General features: G+C 55.3%; 13 protein-coding genes. 7 read left to right on the forward strand and 6 right to left on the reverse strand.

Annotation, left to right across the window (positions count from 1 at the left end):
- The first annotated feature begins 17 nt into the window (after window positions 1–17).
- Complete coding sequence (rcsD, locus tag N5J69_RS04305; protein ID WP_279768303.1) at window positions 18–2,675, forward strand: phosphotransferase RcsD; 2,658 nt, start codon at window positions 18–20, stop codon at window positions 2,673–2,675.
- 1 nt (window position 2,676) lies between these two features.
- Window positions 2,677–3,327: a response regulator transcription factor RcsB gene (gene rcsB, locus N5J69_RS04310; RefSeq protein ID WP_009089068.1), complete on the forward strand. Its 651-nt coding sequence runs from the start codon at window positions 2,677–2,679 to the stop codon at window positions 3,325–3,327.
- Window positions 3,328–3,380: 53 nt separating this feature from the next.
- On the opposite strand, the gene rcsC is transcribed toward rcsB, so the two are convergent.
- Complete coding sequence (rcsC, locus tag N5J69_RS04315; protein WP_279768304.1) at window positions 3,381–6,233, reverse strand: two-component system sensor histidine kinase RcsC; 2,853 nt, start codon at window positions 6,231–6,233, stop codon at window positions 3,381–3,383.
- Window positions 6,234–7,492: 1,259 nt separating this feature from the next.
- Complete coding sequence (gyrA, locus tag N5J69_RS04320) at window positions 7,493–10,159, reverse strand: DNA topoisomerase (ATP-hydrolyzing) subunit A (RefSeq protein WP_279768305.1); 2,667 nt, start codon at window positions 10,157–10,159, stop codon at window positions 7,493–7,495.
- A 177-nt stretch (window positions 10,160–10,336) separates the two neighbouring features.
- Between gyrA and ubiG the strand changes: the two genes are divergently transcribed.
- The 4 genes from ubiG (at window position 10,337) to yfaE (ending at window position 15,334) form a co-directional block, all read left to right on the forward strand.
- The gene (gene ubiG, locus N5J69_RS04325) at window positions 10,337–11,062 is read left to right on the forward strand and encodes a bifunctional 2-polyprenyl-6-hydroxyphenol methylase/3-demethylubiquinol 3-O-methyltransferase UbiG (protein WP_279768306.1); all 726 of its coding nucleotides are present in this window, start codon (window positions 10,337–10,339) and stop codon (window positions 11,060–11,062) included.
- A 520-nt stretch (window positions 11,063–11,582) separates the two neighbouring features.
- The gene (gene nrdA / locus N5J69_RS04330) at window positions 11,583–13,868 is read left to right on the forward strand and encodes a class 1a ribonucleoside-diphosphate reductase subunit alpha (protein WP_279768308.1); all 2,286 of its coding nucleotides are present in this window, start codon (window positions 11,583–11,585) and stop codon (window positions 13,866–13,868) included.
- Between the two features lie 72 nt (window positions 13,869–13,940).
- On the forward strand, window positions 13,941–15,071 hold the full coding sequence (gene nrdB, locus N5J69_RS04335) for a class Ia ribonucleoside-diphosphate reductase subunit beta (protein ID WP_279768311.1): 1,131 nt from the start codon (window positions 13,941–13,943) through the stop codon (window positions 15,069–15,071).
- A gap of 2 nt (window positions 15,072–15,073) precedes the next feature.
- Window positions 15,074–15,334: a class I ribonucleotide reductase maintenance protein YfaE gene (yfaE, locus tag N5J69_RS04340; protein WP_013358564.1), complete on the forward strand. Its 261-nt coding sequence runs from the start codon at window positions 15,074–15,076 to the stop codon at window positions 15,332–15,334.
- Between the two features lie 344 nt (window positions 15,335–15,678).
- On the opposite strand, the gene N5J69_RS04345 is transcribed toward yfaE, so the two are convergent.
- The gene (locus N5J69_RS04345) at window positions 15,679–16,875 is read right to left on the reverse strand and encodes a nicotinamide mononucleotide deamidase-related protein YfaY (protein ID WP_279768313.1); all 1,197 of its coding nucleotides are present in this window, start codon (window positions 16,873–16,875) and stop codon (window positions 15,679–15,681) included.
- Window positions 16,876–17,115: 240 nt separating this feature from the next.
- On the reverse strand, window positions 17,116–17,427 hold the full coding sequence (gene elaB, locus N5J69_RS04350) for a stress response protein ElaB (protein WP_010258091.1): 312 nt from the start codon (window positions 17,425–17,427) through the stop codon (window positions 17,116–17,118).
- A gap of 335 nt (window positions 17,428–17,762) precedes the next feature.
- Between elaB and N5J69_RS04355 the strand changes: the two genes are divergently transcribed.
- The gene (locus N5J69_RS04355; RefSeq protein WP_279768315.1) at window positions 17,763–19,421 is read left to right on the forward strand and encodes a glucan biosynthesis protein; all 1,659 of its coding nucleotides are present in this window, start codon (window positions 17,763–17,765) and stop codon (window positions 19,419–19,421) included.
- Window positions 19,422–19,554: 133 nt separating this feature from the next.
- Here N5J69_RS04355 and N5J69_RS04360 read toward each other — a convergent pair whose 3' ends face one another.
- Together N5J69_RS04360 and nuoN are read right to left on the reverse strand one after the other, a co-directional pair.
- Window positions 19,555–20,013, reverse strand: coding sequence for a GNAT family N-acetyltransferase (locus N5J69_RS04360; protein WP_279768316.1), 459 nt, complete (start codon window positions 20,011–20,013; stop codon window positions 19,555–19,557).
- A gap of 120 nt (window positions 20,014–20,133) precedes the next feature.
- Complete coding sequence (gene nuoN / locus N5J69_RS04365; RefSeq protein ID WP_003854230.1) at window positions 20,134–21,591, reverse strand: NADH-quinone oxidoreductase subunit NuoN; 1,458 nt, start codon at window positions 21,589–21,591, stop codon at window positions 20,134–20,136.
- Window position 21,592 lies beyond the last annotated feature (1 nt).

The raw sequence follows: 21,592 nt of genomic DNA on the forward strand, positions 1-21,592 counted from the left end.
CAGGTACCTGACACGCTATGTTGTATAAGTTTCCACTGACCTCCGGCAATGTCACCCGCTTTTTTGTGGTTTTCAATCTGGTGCTGCTGCTGGCGCTGGGCTTTATGGTGCATAACTCGGTCAATGCCTGGCTGACCGGCAAACGCTATGCGATGGACGATCTGGCGCGTGACGTGCAGAAGCGTATCGACGCCTATCGTTTTGCCACCTGGCAGATTTATGAAAATCTCTCCACCAGTGCAGCAGGCGCAACTCCTGGCAGTAATCTGCAGGAAACGCGACTGCGTCCTGACGTCTATTACCTGGAAAAAACCCGGCGTAAAACCGAAGCGCTGATTTTCGGCTCACATGACAGCAGCACGCTCGACATGACCATGCGGATGTCGAACTATCTCGACACGCTGTGGGGTGCAGAAAATCCCACCTGGTCGATGTACTTTTTGAATGGTCAGGACAATAGCCTGATCATGATCTCGACCCTGCCGCTGAAAGATATGGCGACGCGGTACAAAGAGAGCGCCATCAGCTCCATGGTGGATAGCCGCCGGGCAGAGATGTTGCAGCAGGCCAATGCGCTGGATGAGCGCGAGAGTTTCTCGCCGTTGCGCCATCTTGCCTTCCAGAACGATCACTATTTCACGCTGCGTACCACCTTCAATCAGCCGGGCCACCTGGCGACGGTGGTTGCCTTTGATCTGCCGGTTAACGACATTGTTCCGCAGAACATGCCGCTGGAAAACTTCCAGCTGCGTCAGGACAGCTCGCTGCCTGCCACGACAGCCGATCAGCAGGAAGTGGAAAATACCCGCATCACGCTGGTTAATCCCAATATTGAGATTACAGCGACCCTGCCCAGCACCTCACTGCAGCTGGTCTATCAGGTCCCGATTACCCGTCTGATTATCGACAGCCTGCATAATCTGCTCTGGCCGCTGCTGATCAACCTGCTGCTGTTCCTGCTGTCGCTGGCGGGTATCGTGCTGCTGCGCCAGCAGTCGCTGCGTCCCAGCGAGAACCAGAGCGCTGAACTCGACTCGCTGCGGGTCCTGAATGAAGAGATTGTCGCCAGCCTGCCGGTCGGCCTGCTGGTGTATGACTTTGCCAGCAACCGCACCCTGCTGAGCAATAAGATTGCTGAACATCTTCTGCCTCATCTCAACCTGCAGAAGATTATTAATATGTCCGACCAGCATCAGGGCGTGCTGCAGGCCACTATCAATAACGAGGTGTATGAAATCCGCCACGCACGCAGCGTGCTGTCGCCGCATACCCAGCTGTTTATGATGCGTGACCAGGATCGCGAGCTGCTGGTGAATAAAAAACTGCAGAAAGCGCAGCAGGTGCTGGATCGTAACCATCAGATGCGTCAGCAGCTGCTGCACAATCTGGGTCATGCGCTGAATCAGCCTCTGGAGAAGATGGTGACGCAGCTGGTGCAGCTCAGCCAGCGTGATGCCGATGAGACCGTGCTGGATCTGCTCGATGAGAGTCAGGGGCTGGCGCGGCTGGTGGATGATATCGTGCTGCTGAACCGGCTTGAGGCGCATGACTGGTCACCTGATGCGACCGTTTTTAACCTGCAGGAACTGCTGGACGAAATCGCCCTGGAAAGCCTGCCGCTGATGCGCCGCAAAGGGCTGTCGCTGGTGGTGAATAATCATCTGGCCAATGACGAGACGCGATTTGGCGATCGTCGCGCCCTGCGCAAAGTGCTGACCACGCTGATGCACTACGCCCTGACCACCACCCGCTGGGGAAAAATCACCCTGGAAGTTAAGGCGGCGGACAAACAGGCCGATAGAGTGATCATCGAACTGGTGGATACCGGTGCGGGCCTGACGGTGGATGAACTGGCCAACGTCGATTTCCCGTTCCTGGGCGATACCAGCCAGGATCGCTATGGGCAGGCTTCCGGCATGGCCTTCTTCCTGTGTAAGCAGCTCTGCAAGCAGATGGGTGGCAGTCTCGATATCGTGGCAAAAGCGGATATCGGCACGCGCTATAACATGCAGTTGCCGCTGGTGCCGGAGCAGACGCATGAAGAAGAAGAGGAAAAGATTCTGGATGGCGTGACCGCGCTGGTGGAGATCACCGTGGAGGACGTGCATAAAATCGTCTGCCGTCATCTGGAGAACTGGGGTGCGCGGTGTCTGACGCCTGATGAACGCATTTCCGGTCAGGATCACGATGTGCTGGTGACCGACGACCCCTCAAAGCTCAGCGGCTGGGCACTGCTGCTGGCGGAAGATGAGCTGGGTCATCATGCCCTGAACGACCAGCAGTATCGGGTGAATTTCAATCTCAGTAATGCAATGCTGGATGCATTGCTGGCCCTGATTGAGAAGCAACTGTCGCATGATGTGATGGATAATGACATGGAAGACGACACGGCCACGCCATTGATGAGCGGCGGCTATTTCCAGCTGTTTACGGAGACAGTACCGGTTGATGTAAAGAGACTGTATACTGAGTCGGCGGAAAAGGACTACGCCTCGCTTGCTCAGACAGCGCATCGCCTAAAGGGCGTGTTTGCCATGCTCAATCTGACTCCCGGCAAACAGCTTTGTGAAGAGTTAGAACACCACATTAAAGCGTGTGACGATTCAAACATTACAAATACCACCAGTGATATTGACGCTTACGTCAATCAACTGCTGCAGCAAGGTAACCAATAAGATGAATAACTTAAACGTAATTATTGCCGATGACCATCCAATTGTCCTTTTCGGTATCCGAAAGTCTCTGGAACAAATTGAATGGGTCAACGTCGTAGGTGAGTTCGAAGACTCAACAGCACTGATCAATAATCTGTCCAAGCTTGACGCCAACGTCCTGATCACCGACCTCTCTATGCCAGGTGAGAAGTACGGCGATGGCATTACGCTGATTAAATATATTAAACGCCACTATCCGGATCTTTCGATCATCGTTCTGACCATGAACAATAACCCGGCGATTCTGAGTTCAGTACTTGATCTCGATATCGAAGGGATTGTCCTGAAACAGGGCGCGCCTACTGACCTGCCTAAGGCACTGGCTGCACTGCAGAAAGGCAAGAAATATACGCCGGAAAGCGTTGCGAAGCTGCTGGAGAAGATCAGTGCAGGTGGTTATGGCGACAAGCGCCTGTCACCGAAAGAAAGTGAAGTGCTGCGTCTGTTCGCAGAAGGTTTCCTGGTAACGGAAATCGCGAAGAAACTGAACCGCAGCATCAAAACCATCAGTAGCCAGAAGAAATCAGCAATGATGAAACTGGGCGTGGATAACGATATCGCGCTGCTGAACTACCTGTCATCTGTCAGCCAGACTCAGGTTGAAAGAGACTAAGTGATGTCTGAGGCGGTGCAGCCTGCACCGCCTTACCTCTGCCCTTTCCTGCCCTACCCCATCCGCGTTTTACGAACCCGCTCAGCATAGATTGCCAGCGTGACTTTCAGCACGTCTAACGTCACCGGTTTCGACAGACAGTTGTCCATGCCTGCATCCATACACCGCTGTTTCTCTTCCGCCAGCGCATTCGCCGTCACGCCAACCACCGGGAAGAGGTGGCCCAGCTGACGTAACCGCTGCGTCAGGCGATAACCATCCATGTTTGGCATGTTCACGTCAGTCAGCACGATGTCGATCTCATTCCGACTCAGCACGTTAAGCGCATCCACACCATCCTGTGCGGTTTTCACCTGGTAGCCCAGCGTGCCAAGCTGTTCCGACAACAGCATACGGTTAATCGGGTGGTCATCGACAATCAGCACCATGATGTCGTCGTTGTGGACTTTCTCTTCTACCGGCGCGGCGAGCAGCAGCGCATCGGCCGCGTCATTGCCCAGCGAAATACGATAAATACGCGCCAGCAGTGCCGACACCTCATGCAGCGTGGCTGTTGAGTGGATCCAGCGTCCCGGCTGACGTTCACGCGGCATATCCACATGCGATCCGTCAAAGGTGACCAGCGCCCGCAGCGGGAGGTCGATGTCCAGGTCGTAATCGGTCATCACCACATCGTCGTGACCCGGCTTACCGTTATACTCCGCAACCTCAATGCCCTGCTGCTGAATCTGACGGGTGATAAACTGCGCCAGATAGTCGTTGCGCATCGCCAGCCAGATTTTCTTATCCTGTAGATCCTCAAGCAGCATCAGTGACGGCTTTTGCCCTTTGTAAATCGGAATGCGCACAATGAACTGGCTGCCCATGCCCGGCTCTGAGTCGACTTCGATATCACCGTCCATCATGTTGATCAGTTTTTCACAGATTGCCAGCCCCAGTCCGGTGCCCTGGAAATTACGCTGCACGCCATTTCCCACCTGGAAGAAGGGATCAAACAGGCGCGGCAGCTCTTTCGCCGGGATGCCGACGCCGGTATCACGGACGCGGAAGGCCAGATAGCCCTCTGCAACCCAGGCGTGCAGGATAATACAGCCGGTGTGCGTAAACTTAATCGCGTTATTCAGCAGGTTTGAGATGACCTGTTGCAGACGCAGCGGATCGCCATCCAGCACCTGCGGCACGTCATGCTCGATAAAGCAGTAGAGCGTCAGCCGCTTTTTCACCACCAGCGACAGGTAGTTACCGACGATGTGGGTCACAATTTCGCGCGGTGCAAACGGACGCGGCTCAATTTTCAGCTGCTCGGATTCAATTTTTGAGAAGTCGAGAATATCGCTGATGATCTTCAGCAGCAGGCTGGAGGAGTTGTTCATCGCCGTGACCAGGGAGTCAATCCCGCTGGGCAGCTCTTTGGTCTGTAGCAGATCGAGGTTACCGATGATGCCATAAAGCGGCGTGCGCAGTTCGTGACTGACGGTGGCAAGGAACATCGATTTTGACTGGCTGGCCTGCTCTGCCGCGTGGGCCATCTCCTGCAGAGATTGCTCCATTCGTACACGCGCCGACACATCGACCAGCACGCAAATCGCCACGTTCTCATTTCGGTAGCGCGAATGCACAAAGCTGATTTGCAGGTTGGTATTACTGCCGGTCAGCACATCGACAAAATTGACCTGCTGCCCGCCAATAATCTCATTCAGGCGCAGGCGATCTTCCTGCGTCAGCAACGTCAGATAATTATGCGCCAGCTCGTTACTCAGAATATTGGTGCCGTCGCTGGTGCGTAAAATACAGATCCCGACCGGCGCAGAGGCAACAATCTTACGGTTGAACTGCTCATGCTCTTCCAGCCGGTGCGCATTCTCCTCCGCTGGCAGGAACATACGGCGCTCAAAGACCCAGGCGAGGGTAAAGAGGATCACCGCGCTGAAAATATTGAGCAGCAGCGCATTAATGATCATCAGCTTAAGCTGATCCACCATGACGTCGGTGGGTATCGACCAGACCACGTTAAGATCGGATGGCGGCAGCGGTTTCTTAAGCACCAGCTGACGATAGCCATTCAGATAACCAAACCAGGTTTTATCATCAGGCAGATTATCGAGCGAGAAGCCCAGCCCGCCACGCCGCGAATTAAGCAGTGGACGGTAATTTTCATCGGTGATGGAAGCGATAATCGGCAGGCTGCCCGGCTGAATAAACTCATCCAGCCGGATATTCTGCTCAACGCCCAGCAGCGCCTGTAACTTATTGGCGACATAAACCGGCACCACCATATAGAAAGTGCCGACGCCCGGCTGAGCACTGCTGTTGATCCAGTACATTGGATTGCGGCGATCTTCTTCACTGCTATTGCGATAGCGCAGCACATTCTCACGCAGCGATTTCAGGCTGCGTTCCCGATCTGCATTGCTGCTGCCAATCGTAAAATCGGCCAGACACTGACTCTCGCCACCAATAAAAAATACCCGATTAAGCTCATAGGATGAGGCGAAGTTGCTCTTCCAGTAATTGATGTAATAGCTGAGTGAATCAAGCGAGTTGCGCCAGGTATTGCTCATTGAGGTACAGTCGCCATCCGAAAAGAGTGGCGTAAACTGCGGCTGGGTTGTTTTGCCTGGCATCATGCCGGTGAGCACATCCAGACCACTGCTGGCGTTGGTTAAGCGATTTTCAGTGATATATTTCAGCTCGCGCATCATGTCCGCCGAATGGCGCACATACCACTGTATCGTGCCATAGTTGCTGGCAAACTCCTGCCGGACCTGCGTCTCTTTATTGTGCAGCACGCTGATGATGTAAAACGCCGTCAGAACAGCGCCCAGCGTCCAGATTAGCAGCGCCAGCGCGCGAAAAAGATAGCGCGAGATGCGAAGCGTAGTGCGGAAAGAGACAGGATATTTCAAAGGTAACTCGCAGTTGGCAAGGTTAGTCGCATCATCGATTTTTAATGCCCATACACTAGCTTTATCAGGCGAAAAAAGCCAGCCGGCCGCAGGCTTAGCGGCAGGTTTGGGAATCTTTTAGGACAGCTCAGGCCGCCACGCCAGAGGGCTAATAGTGATGCTGTATTCCGACAAGAAAGATACCCCCCTCAACGTCAGCACTCCCTGGCTGTCCGCACCGGCCAAAAGCAACCCCACAGCCCCACAGGAAAGACCCGCTATGCCCGAAGAGCAACGCGTCCACGCCACGGATGGCGTGATAGATCCGCAGGGATGCGGGAATCCTTTACGATCGGGCATTGCCGGTCTTTCAGCGGCTCCCCTCTCACAGCCACCCGCCCTTTTCCTATCCCAAAACGCGCCACCCGGCCATAACAGGAAAGACCCGCTGTGCCCGAAGAGCAACGCATCCGCGCCACGGATGGCGTGGCCAACCCGCAGGGATGCGGGAATCCTTTGCGATCGGGCATTGCGGGTCTTTCAGCGGCTCCCATCCCGCAGCCACCCGCCCTTTTCCCAATGCACCTCTTAATAACGCCACTGTCGGCCCCTGAAAAGCGACACCACAGTCACAGCAGGAAAGACCCGCTGTGCCCGAAGAGCAAAGCGTCCACGCCACGGATGGCGTGGTCGATCCGCAGGGATGCGGGAATCCTTTGCGATCGGGCATGGCGGGTCTTTCAGCGGCTCCCATCCCGCAGCCACCCGCCCTTTTCCCAATGCACCTCTTAATAACGCCACTGTCGGCCCCTGAAAAGCGACATCCCCGCCACACAGGAAAGACCGGCTATGCCCGAAGAGCAAAGCGTCCACGCCAGGGATGGCGTGGCCGATCCGCAGGGATGCGGGAATCCTTTGCGATCGGGCATTGCGGGTCTTTCAGCGGCTCTCATCCCGCAGCCACCCGCCCTTTTCCCAACCCACCTCTTAATAACGCCACTGTCGGCCCCTGAAAAGCGACACCCCAGCCACAACAGGAAAGACCCGCTGTGCCCGTAGAGCAAAGCGTCCACGCCATGGATGGCGTGGACGACCCGCAGGGATGCGGGAATCCTTTGCGATCGGGCATTGCGGGTCTTTCAGCGGCTCCCATCCCGCAGCCACCCGCCCCACTTTCAGGCACTTCTGCCCAACCCTTATGTACAGGCATAAAAAAACGGCAGGCCGGGTTTCCCCTGACCTGCCGTTTCTGCAACGACGCTCAGCACCTGTCAGACAAATTACTCTTCGTCTTCTGCCGCGTCGTCCTCTGCATCCGCATCCGGTGCAATCTCTTCATCGTCGATCTCTGCTTCCGGCGCAATATCATCTTCGCCTTCCGCCACGCTGCCGTCGATTGAATCCAGCTCTTCTTCTTCAACCGGCTCAGCAACACGCTGCAGACCCACTACGTTCTCATCCTCTGCGGTACGAATCAGAATCACACCCTGGGTATTACGACCCACAACGCTCACTTCTGAAACGCGGGTACGCACCAGCGTACCGGCATCGGTGATCATCATAATCTGATCGCCATCGACGACCTGAACCGCGCCAATCACCGGACCATTACGCTCGGTCACTTTGATTGAAATAACCCCCTGGGTCGCACGCGACTTCGTCGGGTATTCGCTGTTGGCAGTACGCTTACCGTAACCATTCTGCGTTACGGTCATGATGGCACCTTCTTCACGCGGCACAATCAGCGACACGACACGATCGCCTTCGGCCAGCCTGATACCGCGCACGCCGGAGGCGGTACGTCCCATCGCACGGACTGCGGTCTCTGCAAAACGCACCACTTTACCGGCCGCTGAGAACAGCATCGCTTCATCGTTGCCGTTGGTCAGCGCCACACCGATAAGCTCATCGTCATCACGCAGATTCACGGCAATAATGCCAGCGCTGCGCGGACGGCTGAACTCTTTCAGCGCAGTCTTCTTCACGGTGCCCAGTGCGGTCGCCATAAAGATATTGAAGCCTTCGGTATACTCACGTACCGGCAGAATCGCCGTAATACGCTCGTTAGCTTCCAGCGGCAGCAGGTTGACGATTGGACGTCCACGTGCGCCACGACTCGCTTCCGGCAGCTGATAAACCTTCATCCAGTAGAGACGGCCACGGCTTGAGAAGCAAAGAATCGTGTCATGGGTATTGGCCACCAGCAGACGATCAATGAAGTCCTCTTCTTTGATACGTGCGGCTGACTTGCCCTTACCGCCACGACGCTGCGCTTCATAGTCGCTCAGCGGCTGATACTTCACATAGCCCTGATGCGACAACGTCACCACAACATCTTCCTGATTAATCAGGTCTTCGATATTAATATCTGCGGTATTCGCTGTGATCTCTGTACGACGATCGTCGCCAAACTGATCGCGCATCAGCTCCAGCTCTTCGCGAATCACTTCCATCAGACGCTCAGCGCTCGACAGAATATGCAGCAACTCAGCGATCTGCTCCAGCAGCGCTTTATACTCATCCAGCAGCTTCTCGTGCTCAAGGCCGGTCAGTTTCTGCAGACGCAGATCCAGAATCGCCTGAGCCTGCTGCTCGGTCAGATAGTACTGACCATCACGGATGCCGTACTGCGGATCCAGCCATTCCGGACGCGCGGCGTCATCACCTGCACGTTCCAGCATCGCTGACACGTTACCGAGATCCCACGCACGGGCAAGCAGGCCCGCTTTCGCTTCTGCCGGGTTGGGTGCCCGACGAATCAGCTCGATAATCGGATCGATATTCGCCAGGGCAATCGCCAGACCTTCCAGGATGTGCGCACGGTCGCGGGCTTTGCGCAGTTCATAGATGGTACGACGCGTCACCACTTCACGACGATGGCGAACGAAGGCATCCAGAATCTCCTTCAGCGCCATAATCTTCGGCTGGCCCTGATGCAGCGCAACCATGTTTATGCCAAACGAGGTCTGCAGCTGGGTCAGTGAATAGAGATTATTCAGCACCACTTCGCCGACCGCATCGCGCTTGATCTCAATCACGATGCGCATGCCGTCTTTATCAGACTCATCGCGCAGTGCGCTGATGCCTTCGACACGCTTCTCTTTCACCAGCTCCGCAATCTTCTCAATCAGGCGTGCTTTGTTCACCTGATACGGCAGCTCGTGAATGATGATGGTCTCGCGGCCCGTTTTAGCATCGGCTTCTACTTCGCCACGCGCACGAATGTAAATTTTACCGCGTCCGGTGCGGTACGCTTCTTCGATGCCGCGGCGACCATTGATAATGGCGGCGGTCGGGAAATCAGGCCCCGGAATATGCTCCATCAGCGCTTCTATGCTGATGTTCTCATCTTCAATGTAAGCCAGGCAGCCGTTAATCACTTCACGCAGGTTGTGCGGCGGAATGTTGGTTGCCATACCCACGGCGATACCGGATGAACCGTTCACCAGCAGGTTCGGGATTTTGGTCGGCAGAACTTCAGGGATCTGCTCTGTGCCGTCGTAGTTCGGCACGAAATCGACGGTCTCTTTTTCCAGGTCAGCTAACAGATCGTGGGCGATTTTCGACATGCGAATTTCGGTATAACGCATCGCCGCGGCGGAGTCGCCGTCGATGGAACCGAAGTTGCCTTGTCCGTCCACCAGCATGTAACGCAGGGAGAAAGGCTGGGCCATACGTACAATGGTGTCGTAAACGGCGGAATCACCATGCGGGTGATATTTACCGATAACGTCACCAACGACGCGGGCAGATTTTTTATAGGGTTTGTTCCAGTCGTTACCCAGTACGCTCATCGCATAGAGTACGCGGCGATGAACCGGCTTCAGGCCATCACGCACATCGGGTAAAGCTCGGCCAACGATGACCGACATGGCGTAACCGAGGTAAGAATTTTTTAATTCTTCTTCGATGTTGACCGGTGTAATTTCTCTCGCAAGGTCGCTCATGGAGCCGCTATCCCTCTACTTAATCCCGGATTTTAAAGGTGCGAAAGTATATCACACTGCAATGCTCTGGTGAACGTTAACCACCGATTTCACCCGCTTTTCATTGCCCCTGAAAGGTGTGCCATCCGCGGTTAAGCGTTTATACTGTGGGCACATTTTGTCAGGAGTTACGATTCAATGAATGCACAACCGCAGAATCATCAGCAGAACGTCGATGCGCAGGAAATTGCCAAGTTTGAGGCCGTTGCCTCGCGCTGGTGGGATCTGGAGGGTGAATTTAAACCGTTGCACCGCATCAACCCACTGCGCCTGGGCTATATCGCGCAGCACAGCAACGGTCTGTTTGGTAAAACCGTGCTCGACGTCGGATGCGGCGGCGGCATTCTGGCCGAAAGCATGGCGCGTGAAGGCGCAGTGGTGACTGGCCTGGACATGGGCGCGGAACCGCTGGCCGTGGCACGTTTACATGCGCTGGAAAGCGGCGTGACGCTGGACTATGTGCAGCAGACCGTAGAAGAGCATGCAGAGCAGCACGCTGGAAAATATGATGTGGTGACCTGCATGGAGATGCTGGAGCACGTGCCGGACCCGCGCTCGGTGGTGCACGCCTGCGCGAAACTGGTTAAACCCGGCGGCGACGTCTTTTTCTCTACGCTGAACCGCAATCCCAAAGCCTGGCTGCTGGCGGTATTCGGCGCGGAATATGTGCTGCGCATGGTGCCGCGCGGTACGCATGACGTGAAGAAATTTATCCGTCCGTCTGAACTGCTGTGCTGGGTCGATGAAACGGACCTCCGTGAACGTCACATCATCGGCCTGCACTACAACCCAGTGACCAACCGCTTCAAACTGGCACCCGGCACGGATGTGAATTACATGGTGCACACTCACCGCGCTGTGTAACGCTTCAGCCCGCCTGAATCACGGCGGGCTTATTATTTGCTTTTCCTTTCCAACTGTTCACAAAATCAGCCGCCACAGAAGCATCGTCTTGTCTGCCAGTGGGTTACGTCAGAATCACGCTGGTCTGCCTCAGTTTTCAGTACGCGCGCCCAGGCCATGCCCCGGACGGGTAGTCTCTTTTCGCTATTTTTCCTCCCCACACGGGCCGAATGTGGAGGATTGAATAAGAAATACGCGTCCGATCAAAGTTAGAAAAAAAAGTGTGATCCGGTTGACATGTTGCCAGGCCTTACAAGGCATGGCCTAAGAATTTTCGCCAGAAATACAACCCCTCTATCCATCATTTTTTGCTCTTGTTAAGCCGCCGTAAAATACTAAAATAAGCCCCCATGTAGTTATGGTATTTCCCATCACCCCCAAGATGTAGTGTTTATCCACACATTATTCACAATGAATATGCTGTGCATAAACCGGGATTTCTTTTAATTTTTGGATACTCACGCAAAGGTAAAAACGCGACATGAACCAGAGTCTGCTCGTTACTAAACGCGATGGCCGCCAGGAGCGCATTGATCTCGACAAAATTCACCGTGTGCTGGACTGGGCAGCTGAAGGGCTGAACAACGTCTCCGTTTCACAGGTGGAGCTGCGCTCTCACATTCAGTTCTATGATGGCATCAGAACCTCTGACATTCATGAGACCATCATCAAGGCCGCAGCAGACCTCATCTCTCGCGATGCCCCTGATTATCAGTACCTGGCTGCCCGCCTGGCGATCTTCCACCTGCGTAAAAAAGCGTATGGTCAGTTTGAACCGCCGAAGCTCTACGACCAGGTTGTTAAGATGGTCGACATGGGCAAATACGATCGTCACCTGCTGGAAGATTACAGCCAGGAAGAGTTTGCGCAGATGGACACGTTCCTCGACCACTGGCGTGATATGAACTTCTCCTACGCCGCAGTGAAACAGCTCGAAGGCAAATATCTGGTGCAGAACCGCGTCTCGGGTGAAATCTACGAGAGCGCGCAGTTCCTCTACATTCTGGTCGCCGCCTGCCTCTTCTCCGGCTATCCGCGCGACACGCGTATGGATTACATCAAGCGTTTCTATGATGCGATCTCAACGTTTAAAATTTCTCTGCCGACGCCAATCATGTCTGGCGTCCGTACCCCGACGCGTCAGTTCAGCTCCTGTGTGCTGATCGAGTGCGGCGACAGCCTGGACTCCATCAACGCCACCTCCAGTGCGATTGTGAAATACGTTTCTCAGCGTGCCGGCATCGGCATCAACGCCGGTCGTATCCGTGCGCTGGGCAGCCCGATTCGTGGCGGTGAAGCGTTCCACACCGGCTGTATCCCGTTCTACAAGCATTTCCAGACCGCAGTGAAGTCCTGTTCTCAGGGCGGCGTGCGTGGCGGCGCAGCAACGCTGTTCTACCCGATGTGGCATCTGGAAATTGAAAGCCTGCTGGTACTGAAGAACAACCGTGGTGTTGAAGGTAACCGCGTGCGTCACATGGACTATGGCGTGCAGCTCAACAAGATGATGTATCAGCGCCTGCTTAAAGGCGAAGACATCACGCTGTTCAGCCCGTCTGACGTGCCTGGCCTCTATGACGCCTTCTTCGCCGATCAGGATGAGTTTGAGCGCCTTTACACCAAATATGAGCAGGATCAGAGCATCCGCAAACAGCGTGTTAAAGCGGTCGATCTCTTCTCGCTGATGATGCAGGAACGCGCCTCTACCGGCCGTATCTACATTCAGAACGTGGATCACTGCAACACCCACAGCCCGTTTGATCCGCGCATCGCGCCGGTTCGCCAGTCTAACCTCTGCCTGGAAATCGCCCTGCCGACCAAACCGCTGGAAGATGTGAACGACGAAAACGGTGAGATCGCCCTGTGTACGCTCTCTGCGTTTAACCTCGGTGCTATCGAAAGCCTCGACGATCTGGAAGAGCTGGCTACCCTGGCGGTGCGTGCCCTTGACGCCCTGCTCGACTATCAGGACTACCCGATTCCGGCTGCCCAGCGTGGTGCCATGGGTCGTCGTACCCTGGGCATTGGTGTGATCAACTACGCTTACTATCTGGCGAAGCACGGTGTGCGTTATTCCGATGGCAGCGCTAATGGCCTGACCCACAAAACGTTCGAAGCCATTCAGTACTACCTGCTGAAAGCGTCAAACGAACTGGCGAAAGAGCAAGGTGCCTGCCCGTGGTTCAACGAAACCACCTATGCGCAGGGCATTCTGCCTATCGACACCTACAAGAAAGATCTGGACGCGATCAGCAACGAACCGCTGCATCTCGACTGGGAAAGCCTGCGCGAAGCGATCAAAACGCACGGCCTGCGCAACTCGACCCTGTCAGCGCTGATGCCGTCTGAGACCTCGTCGCAGATCTCTAATGCCACCAACGGTATTGAGCCACCACGCGGCCACATCAGCATCAAAGCATCAAAAGATGGCATCCTGCGTCAGGTGGTGCCGGAGTATGAGCGTCTGAAAGATCAGTACGAACTGCTGTGGGAAATGCCGAACAACGATGGCTACCTGCAACTGGTGGGACTGATGCAGAAATTCATCGACCAGGCGATTTCGTCTAACACTAACTACGATCCGTCACGCTTTGCCAACGGTAAAGTACCGATGAAACAGCTGCTGAAAGATCTGCTGACGGCGTACAAGTTCGGCGTAAAAACGCTCTACTATCAGAACACCCGTGACGGGGCTGAAGATGCACAGGATGATCTGGCACCTTCTATCCAGGATGATGGCTGCGAGAGCGGCGCCTGTAAGATCTAATGGTCAGGCGGGAGAAACTCCCGCCTCATTCATTTCACGAGGCCTGGCTTCGTCTACTTTTGGACACTTTTTATGGCTTACTCCACTTTCTCACAGAACAAAAATGATCAGCTGAAAGAGCCGATGTTCTTCGGTCAGTCAGTCAACGTGGCACGCTTCGACCAGCAGAAATATGACATCTTCGAAAAGCTGATTGAAAAGCAGCTCTCCTTCTTCTGGCGTCCGGAAGAGGTGGATGTTTCACGCGATCGCATCGACTATCAGGCGCTGCCGGACCACGAAAAACACATCTTCATCAGCAACCTGAAGTACCAGACGCTGCTGGATTCAATCCAGGGTCGCAGCCCGAACGTCGCCCTGCTGCCGCTGATTTCAATTCCTGAGCTGGAAACCTGGATTGAAACCTGGGCGTTCTCCGAGACGATCCACTCCCGTTCTTACACCCACATTATCCGTAACATCGTTAACGATCCGGCGGTGGTGTTTGACGATATCGTCACCAATGAGCAGATTCTGGCCCGCGCCCAGGATATCTCGCGTTATTACGACGATCTGATTGAGATGACCAACTACTGGCACCAGCTAGGCGAAGGCACCCATCAGGTCAACGGCAAGCAGGTTGTGGTCAACCTGCGCGCCCTGAAAAAGCAGCTTTACATCTGCCTGATGAGCGTCAATGCGCTGGAAGCCATCCGTTTCTATGTCAGCTTCGCCTGTTCCTTCGCTTTCGCTGAGCGTGAGCTGATGGAAGGCAATGCCAAAATCATCAAGTTAATCGCCCGTGATGAAGCGCTGCACCTGACCGGCACTCAGCATATGCTGAACCTGCTGCGCAGCGGTGAAGACGATCCGGAGATGAAAGAGATTGCGGCAGAGTGCCGTGATGAGTGCTTCGATCTGTTTAAGAAGGCGGCGCTGCAGGAGAAAGAGTGGGCGGAATATCTGTTCAGCGGCGGTTCAATGATCGGCCTGAACAAAGACATTCTCTGCCAGTACATTGAGTACATCACCAACATCCGTATGCAGGCGGTTGGCCTTGATCTGCCCTTCCAGACGCGCTCTAACCCGATTCCGTGGATTAACTCCTGGCTGGTGTCTGACAACGTCCAGGTTGCACCGCAGGAAGTGGAAGTGAGCTCTTATCTGGTGGGTCAGATTGACTCTGAAGTGGGCGCAAACGACTTCGACGACTTCCAGCTTTAATCATGAGCCGCGACGTTGTTATTCTGCGCACTTCCGGCACCCGGCTGGAATGCACAGACGAGCATACAAATCTGCTGACGCTGCTGGAAGCCAATAATCTCTGCGTGGAGTTTCAGTGTCGCGAAGGCTACTGCGGCTCCTGCCGGATGCGGCTGCTGAAAGGCGAAGTGCATTACCCACAGCGGCCGCTGGCCTTTGTGCAGCAGGATGAGATTCTGCCCTGCTGCTGCAAAGCTAAAGGCGAGATTGAGCTTGAGTTGTAACTGAGACGGCGTTCGTCAGATTGCTGACCGGGTCAGATGCGGATGAACCTGACAGCCATCATCCCGCCAGAAGCGCTGAGAACGCGGTCAGAACAGGAAAGCGTCCCGCGTCAGAGACAAAAACGCCAGGAGTGTTTTTGAACAACGCAAAGCGTTGGCCCGGAACGGGCGCACCTCAGGAACGAGGTGCGTAATCGTGCGGGCCGGGCAGTCAGGGATGACGGGTTTTGCGTCTTTCCGGGCTGACCGTGTTCCCTTCGCAGGCTGAATATTGCAGCGAGCTGTGTTTACCTTTGTCCACTCATAAAACGGGCGCCTCGGGTGCCCGTTTTGTTTTCGCTGAATTACTGCCTGACGGTTTCAATTACATCAATCCAGCCGTGACCGGTGCTCACGTCACTGCCGTGTAACCAGCGGCGCAGCATGTTCATCGCCATCATCGCCACCACCTTCTGCCGCGTTTCAAGATTATGGCGACCCGTGCTGAACTTCACGCGCTGACCAAAGTTGCCATCCGGCGTATGCAGTGCCACCGAAATCGCCTCCTGCTCCAGGCTGCCGACAGAGAGCGCCAGTGCCGACTGCTGCTGCGAGGCAAGATCACGGGTGCGCGTCACCTGCTGCTCCAGTGTCTCCTGCCGGAGAGGCAAAATGTCAGCGCCTCGCAATGGCACACTGGCCGCAGCCAGTTGCCAGTAGAGCAGACCGGCGGTGTATTGCTCACTGATCGCCAGCTGTTCACCGCGCTGCACCAGCTCACGTGCCAGCAGCGCAGGTAAGCCTTCAGTGCCCTCAAAAATGGTGCATTCTGCCAATAGCAGACGCACCTGCTGCCACACCTGCTCCATCGCCACCCGCTGACTGGCCGGACCGGTGAGCTTGATCTCGATAATCGGCATCGACGAGCGATACCCCATCACTACTCCTTCCGGCAACGCCAGCGGCTCCAGTTCGGCAGCAATATCGCTTTCACCGCGACCAAAAGTGGTCAGCCGCAGACAAATCGGTGGCTCAGGCGGCGAGAATTTTGCTTTCAGGCGCGGAATGATCTCTTGTTCCACCATCACTTTGAATTCAGACGGCACGCCAGGCGTGAAGAACATCCAGCAGCGATTGAGTTGCAGGGCAAAGCCGCAGGCGGTACCCACCGGATTATCGATCAACTCCGCATTAGCCGGGATTTCAGCCTGCTTGCGATTGCTGGCCGCCATGACCCGGCCACGGCTGGCGAACCAGGCTTCCATCTGTTCCAGCCACCCCTTATGCATCTCCAGTTCAACACCCGAGGCCCGTACCGCGGCCAGTGCGCTGAGATCGTCACTGGTTGGCCCCAGGCCGCCATTGACAATCAGCACATCGGCCTCATGACTGCGCGCCTGCAGCGTGGCGATCAGCGCCCCGAGTGAATCCCCTACCGTGGTGCGGCTGGTCATGGGTAAACCCTGCTGGAACAGAACGTCCGCCAGCCAGGCTGCGTTGGTATCGACGATTTGGCCATGCAGCACCTCATCCCCGGTTGACAGCATCTCTACTCTAATCACGTCGGATTCTCCTTTTCACGTTTGCTTTACTGTATGAAGTCAGCCCGGTAAACACAATCGGCATTGCCAGCGATTGAGAGGCGTGCGGCGGGGGCAGCACGTAGCGCTTAAATGTCTGAGGATGATGCAGGGTGGAATAAATGATCTTACTCAGGGTCGTGAGAAGCCAACAAAAACGGCGGGATTTCCCCGCCGTTTTTTACTGCTGCTGTCTGCTAAAACAGTGTCAGCGAATCGCGATTAGCGACGCGCCAGCAGCAGACCGAGTACCAGACCGGCTGTTGCACCGATACCCACACCCTGCCACGGTTTTTCATGCACGTAATCGTCAGCGCGGTAAGCAGCCTGTTTAGCGCGATAGTAGTAGCTATCTGACGCCTGGCTGACACGGGATTTCACATCGTTCAGCGCCTGTTCGGCTTTGCTTTTGAGCTCAATGTATTTCTGATCGGCCGGATCGCCTGATGCCTTAAGCACTTCTTCCAGCGTTTCGGTCAGTAACGCAATATCGTCATCGAGGCCTGTTTCGAATTGATTTGTCTGATTTACCATCGTTTCCTCCGTGTGAATTGCAAAGCAGTTCATTAACTATAGCCACAATCTGGCGATCTGCTGTTTTCCTGTTCCAGGAATCACCTGATTTTTCATCTGCTAAAGTTGCGCCGTTCAGGCAGTACGCCGTTTTGCTGCGCAAAGAAGTGTAAGACGCCGTGGCAACCGTGGAATTTCGCTTCGCTTCTTTGATTAATCTGATAAATTTTGTCGGGACTGAATTTTCCCGTAACCCTACTGTCGTACCCCTCTGTTGCCTGTGATTATCGGGCCATGAAAGTGCATTTTGCACGACAGTCACGACACCCTCGAACAGCTAAGGAATAATCTCTGGCATGAATCGAAGAATGTTTATGAAAGCGTCAATGGCCTTCTCCGCCGTGAGCGGCATGACCGGCCTGTCAACGCTGTTTGCGCAATCCGCATGGGCAGAAGATGGCATTGCTGACGGAACCGCCGTACGCTTCGATTTTGACGTACTGAAGAAAAACGCGGCCGCGCTGGCGAAAAAACCCTGGGGCGGTGCACCCGGTGCGCTGCCGGAGACGCTGGCCACACTCACTCCGCAGGCGTACAACGAAATTCAGTATGACGCTAACCACTCGCTGTGGAACAACCTGCCCGACCGTCAGCTGGATGTGCAGTTCTTCCATGTCGGTATGGGCTTTAAGCGTCGCATCCGCATGTTCTCTGTTGACGGCGCAAGCCGCGAGGCACGCGAAATCCACTTCCGTCCTGAGCTGTTCAACTACAACAACGCCCGCGTAGATACAAAGCAGCTTGAGGGCAAAACTGACCTTGGCTTCGCCGGTTTCCGCGCCTTCAAAAAGCCGGAGCTGGCCCGCCGGGACATCGTCTCTTTCCTTGGCGCAAGTTACTTCCGTGCAGTGGACGAAACGTTCCAGTACGGTCTCTCGGCGCGTGGCGTGGCGATTAACACCTTCAGCAATGGTCAGGAAGAGTTCCCGGACTTCACCGCCTTCTGGTTTGAAACGCCAAAAGCGGAAGATACCACCTTTACCTGTTACGCCCTGCTGGATGGTGCCAGCCTTACCGGTGCCTATAAGTTCATCATTCATTGCGAAGAGAAACGGGTGGTGATGGAAGTCGAAAACCACCTGTTTGCCCGCAAAGATATCCGTCAGATCGGCATCTCGCCTATGACCAGCATGTTCAGCTGCGGCACCAACGAACGCCGCATGTGCAACACCTATCATCCACAGATCCACGACTCCGATCGTCTGGCGATGTGGACCGGTAAAGGTGAATGGATTGCCCGCCCGCTGAATAATCCACAGCGTCTGCAGTTCAACGCCTATGAAGATGAGAATCCGCGTGGCTTTGGCCTGCTGCAGCTCAATCACGACTTTAAAGATTATCAGGATGTGATTGGCTGGTATGACAAACGTCCAAGCCTGTGGGTTGAGCCGGTGGGTCAGTGGGGTAAAGGCGCGATCAACCTGATGGAGATCCCGACCACCGGTGAAACGCTGGATAACATTGTCTGCTTCTGGCAACCGGCAGAACCGGTTAAAGCGGGCAGCGAGCTGAACTTCTCCTACAAACTCTACTGGAGTGGTCTGCCGCCTGTACACAGCGATCTGGCACGGGTGGATGCTACCCGTACCGGTATTGGTGGCTTCCCGGAAGGCTGGGCACCTGGCGAGCACTTCCCGGAAACCTGGTGCCGTCGCTTCGCCATCGATTTTATTGGTGGTGATCTGCAGGCTGCTGCGCCGAAAGGCATCGAGCCGGTTATTACCGTGTCATCCGGTAGCGTGAAGCAGGTTGAGATTCTGTATGTCGATCCGCTGAAGGGTTACCGCATCCTGTTTGACTGGTATCCGAACAGTGATTCCACCCAGCCGGTGGAGATGCGTCTGTTCCTGCGTACCAAAGAGGAGACACTGAGCGAAACCTGGCTCTATCAGTATTTCCCGCCTGCGCCGGATCAGCGTAAATATGTCGATGACCGTCAGATGACGGTGGGGTAATGGAGACAGGCGAGGCTCAGGCCTCGCCTGTTATTTGACCCCATCTCCCCGATGCGCGGTGACACGGAGCCCGCTTCGTGCGCATGGTCAGTTCGAAAAGACGCTAAGCCAATCCAGGCTGATAGCTGTTATTTCAGGGCGCATTCTTCCGCATATCGACGTGCGGAATGCCATCTTCCAGGTAGCTCTCCCCCACCGCTACAAAACCATGCTGCCCATAAAAGTTCTCCAGATGCGCCTGCGCGGAGAGAAACAGATCGTGACCCGGCCAGCGTAGCTGACAACGGCTGATCGCCTTCTCCATCAGACGGCTGCCCAGTCGCGCACCACGTACCCGATCGGACACAATCACCCGTCCGATTTTTACCGGGCTGGTTTCATCCTCCGGCGAGAGAAGCCGTGCGTAAGCCACCAGCTGGCTGTCCGCTATCCCCAGCAGATGCCGGTTTTCCCCCTGCAAATCCTTGCCATCCACATCCTGATAAGCACACTGCTGTTCCACTACGAATACGGCATTGCGCAATGCCAGTACGGCGTAAAGTTCCTGCGGGGTGAGTTCACGATGGTGCTTATCCTGCCAGTCAATGTTCATAATCTCTCCTTGCTCATCACAACACGCTACATCAGAACGGTGTCACCAGCCAGATTCTCCCGTCTGACAGGCAAAAAAAATCAGGCCCGGAGGCCTGATTCATCAGTTGCAGATACCGGCTTACATCAGCGGCTGAGCCATCTGTACCAGTCTGATCAGCGGCTGCGGATAAACACCTAACAGCAGCACCAGAATGGCAGAGATCAGGACGACCACACCACCCGCCGTAAACGCCCAGTTTGCCGGGGTGTCTCGGGTGTGCAGTTCCGGCGGGCTGAGGTAGAGACTCACCGTCACGCGCAGATAGTAGTAGAGGCCAATCGCACTGCCCGCCACCACGGCACCCGTCAGCCACCACAGGTGCGCACTGACGCCTGATGCAATAACGTAGAACTTACCGATAAAGCCCAGCGTCATCGGGATACCCGCCAGCGACAGCATCATCACCGTCATAACGGCTGACAGGATAGGACGATGCCAGAACAGACCACGATAAGAATAGAGCGAATCGGCATCCGGGCCACGATACGGGCTGGACATCAGGCTTACCACACCAAAGGCACCCAGGCTGCTGAACAGATAACCGGCCAGGTAGACACCCGACGTTTCCAGCGACAGCTGATGATCTTTCACCGCAATTAGCGCCACCAGCAGATAACCGAGGTGGGCGATAGAGGAGTAACCCAGCAGACGCTTGATGTTGCTCTGCGAAATCGCCATCAGGTTACCGAACAGAATCGACACAAAGGCGATCATGGCCAGTACTGTGCGCACCGCTTCGCTGTCGGTCACTGGTGCGTACATGAACAGACGCATAATGACGCCGAAGATGGCAATCTTGCTGGCGGTGGCCAGGAAGGTTGAAACCGGCGCAGGCGCACCCTGATAAACATCGGGGGTCCACAGGTGGAACGGCACCAGTGAAAGCTTGAAGCCCAGACCGATGATCATCATGCCCAGACCCACCAGCAGCAGGGGTTCATGGATCATGCTGTCTGTCAGACTCTGACCCAGCGCAACGAAGCTCAGGTTACCGGAGTCAGCGTAGATCAGCGCAATACCAAACAGCAGGAACGATGAGGCCGCCGCCGAAAGAATGGTGTATTTCAGCGCCGCTTCCAGCGAACGTTTCTGGCGGAAAGCGTAGCCAATCAGACCAAACAGCGGCAGCGACAGCAGCTCAATGCCGATGAACAGCGAGGCCAGATGGTTGGCGCTGGCCAGTACGATGCCACCGAGTGCAGCAATGAGTACCAGCAGGTAGAACTCATCTTTGTTGTCCGGGTAGCCCGCCAGCCACGGGTAGGCAAAGGTGCAGGTCGCCAGACTCGCCAGCATGACCAGCGCGGTGTAGAACATCGAATAGCCATCAACGCGCAGCAGCGGCGTGACGTCCATCGCCCCGACCTGACCGACAAAGTAAAGCGAGAGCAGCGCCAGGTTCAGGCCAACTACCGTTAGCGTGGCGTTAACGAAGTGGTTGCGTCGCCAGGCAATGGACAGCATCACAACCACCACCGTCAATCCGACGATTAACAGCGGTAGCAACGCAATCAATTGGTGAGGAGTTATTGTCATG

The organism is Pantoea sp. GD03673 (genome assembly GCF_029844725.1).
Taxonomy (GTDB): Bacteria; Pseudomonadota; Gammaproteobacteria; order Enterobacterales; family Enterobacteriaceae; genus Pantoea.

Bases quoted from the DNA above. Each gene is read 5' to 3' on its own strand.
- rcsD (WP_279768303.1), top strand. From the start codon at position 18: ATGTTGTATAAGTTTCCACTGACCTCCGGCAATGTCACCCGCTTTTTT.
- nrdA (WP_279768308.1), top strand. From the start codon at position 11,583: ATGAACCAGAGTCTGCTCGTTACTAAACGCGATGGCCGCCAGGAGCGC.
- rcsB (WP_009089068.1), top strand. From the start codon at position 2,677: ATGAATAACTTAAACGTAATTATTGCCGATGACCATCCAATTGTCCTT.
- N5J69_RS04355 (WP_279768315.1), top strand. From the start codon at position 17,763: ATGAATCGAAGAATGTTTATGAAAGCGTCAATGGCCTTCTCCGCCGTG.
- nrdB (WP_279768311.1), top strand. From the start codon at position 13,941: ATGGCTTACTCCACTTTCTCACAGAACAAAAATGATCAGCTGAAAGAG.
- elaB (WP_010258091.1), bottom strand. From the start codon at position 17,427: ATGGTAAATCAGACAAATCAATTCGAAACAGGCCTCGATGACGATATT.
- yfaE (WP_013358564.1), top strand. From the start codon at position 15,074: ATGAGCCGCGACGTTGTTATTCTGCGCACTTCCGGCACCCGGCTGGAA.
- ubiG (WP_279768306.1), top strand. From the start codon at position 10,337: ATGAATGCACAACCGCAGAATCATCAGCAGAACGTCGATGCGCAGGAA.
- N5J69_RS04360 (WP_279768316.1), bottom strand. From the start codon at position 20,013: ATGAACATTGACTGGCAGGATAAGCACCATCGTGAACTCACCCCGCAG.
- nuoN (WP_003854230.1), bottom strand. From the start codon at position 21,591: ATGACAATAACTCCTCACCAATTGATTGCGTTGCTACCGCTGTTAATC.
- gyrA (WP_279768305.1), bottom strand. From the start codon at position 10,159: ATGAGCGACCTTGCGAGAGAAATTACACCGGTCAACATCGAAGAAGAA.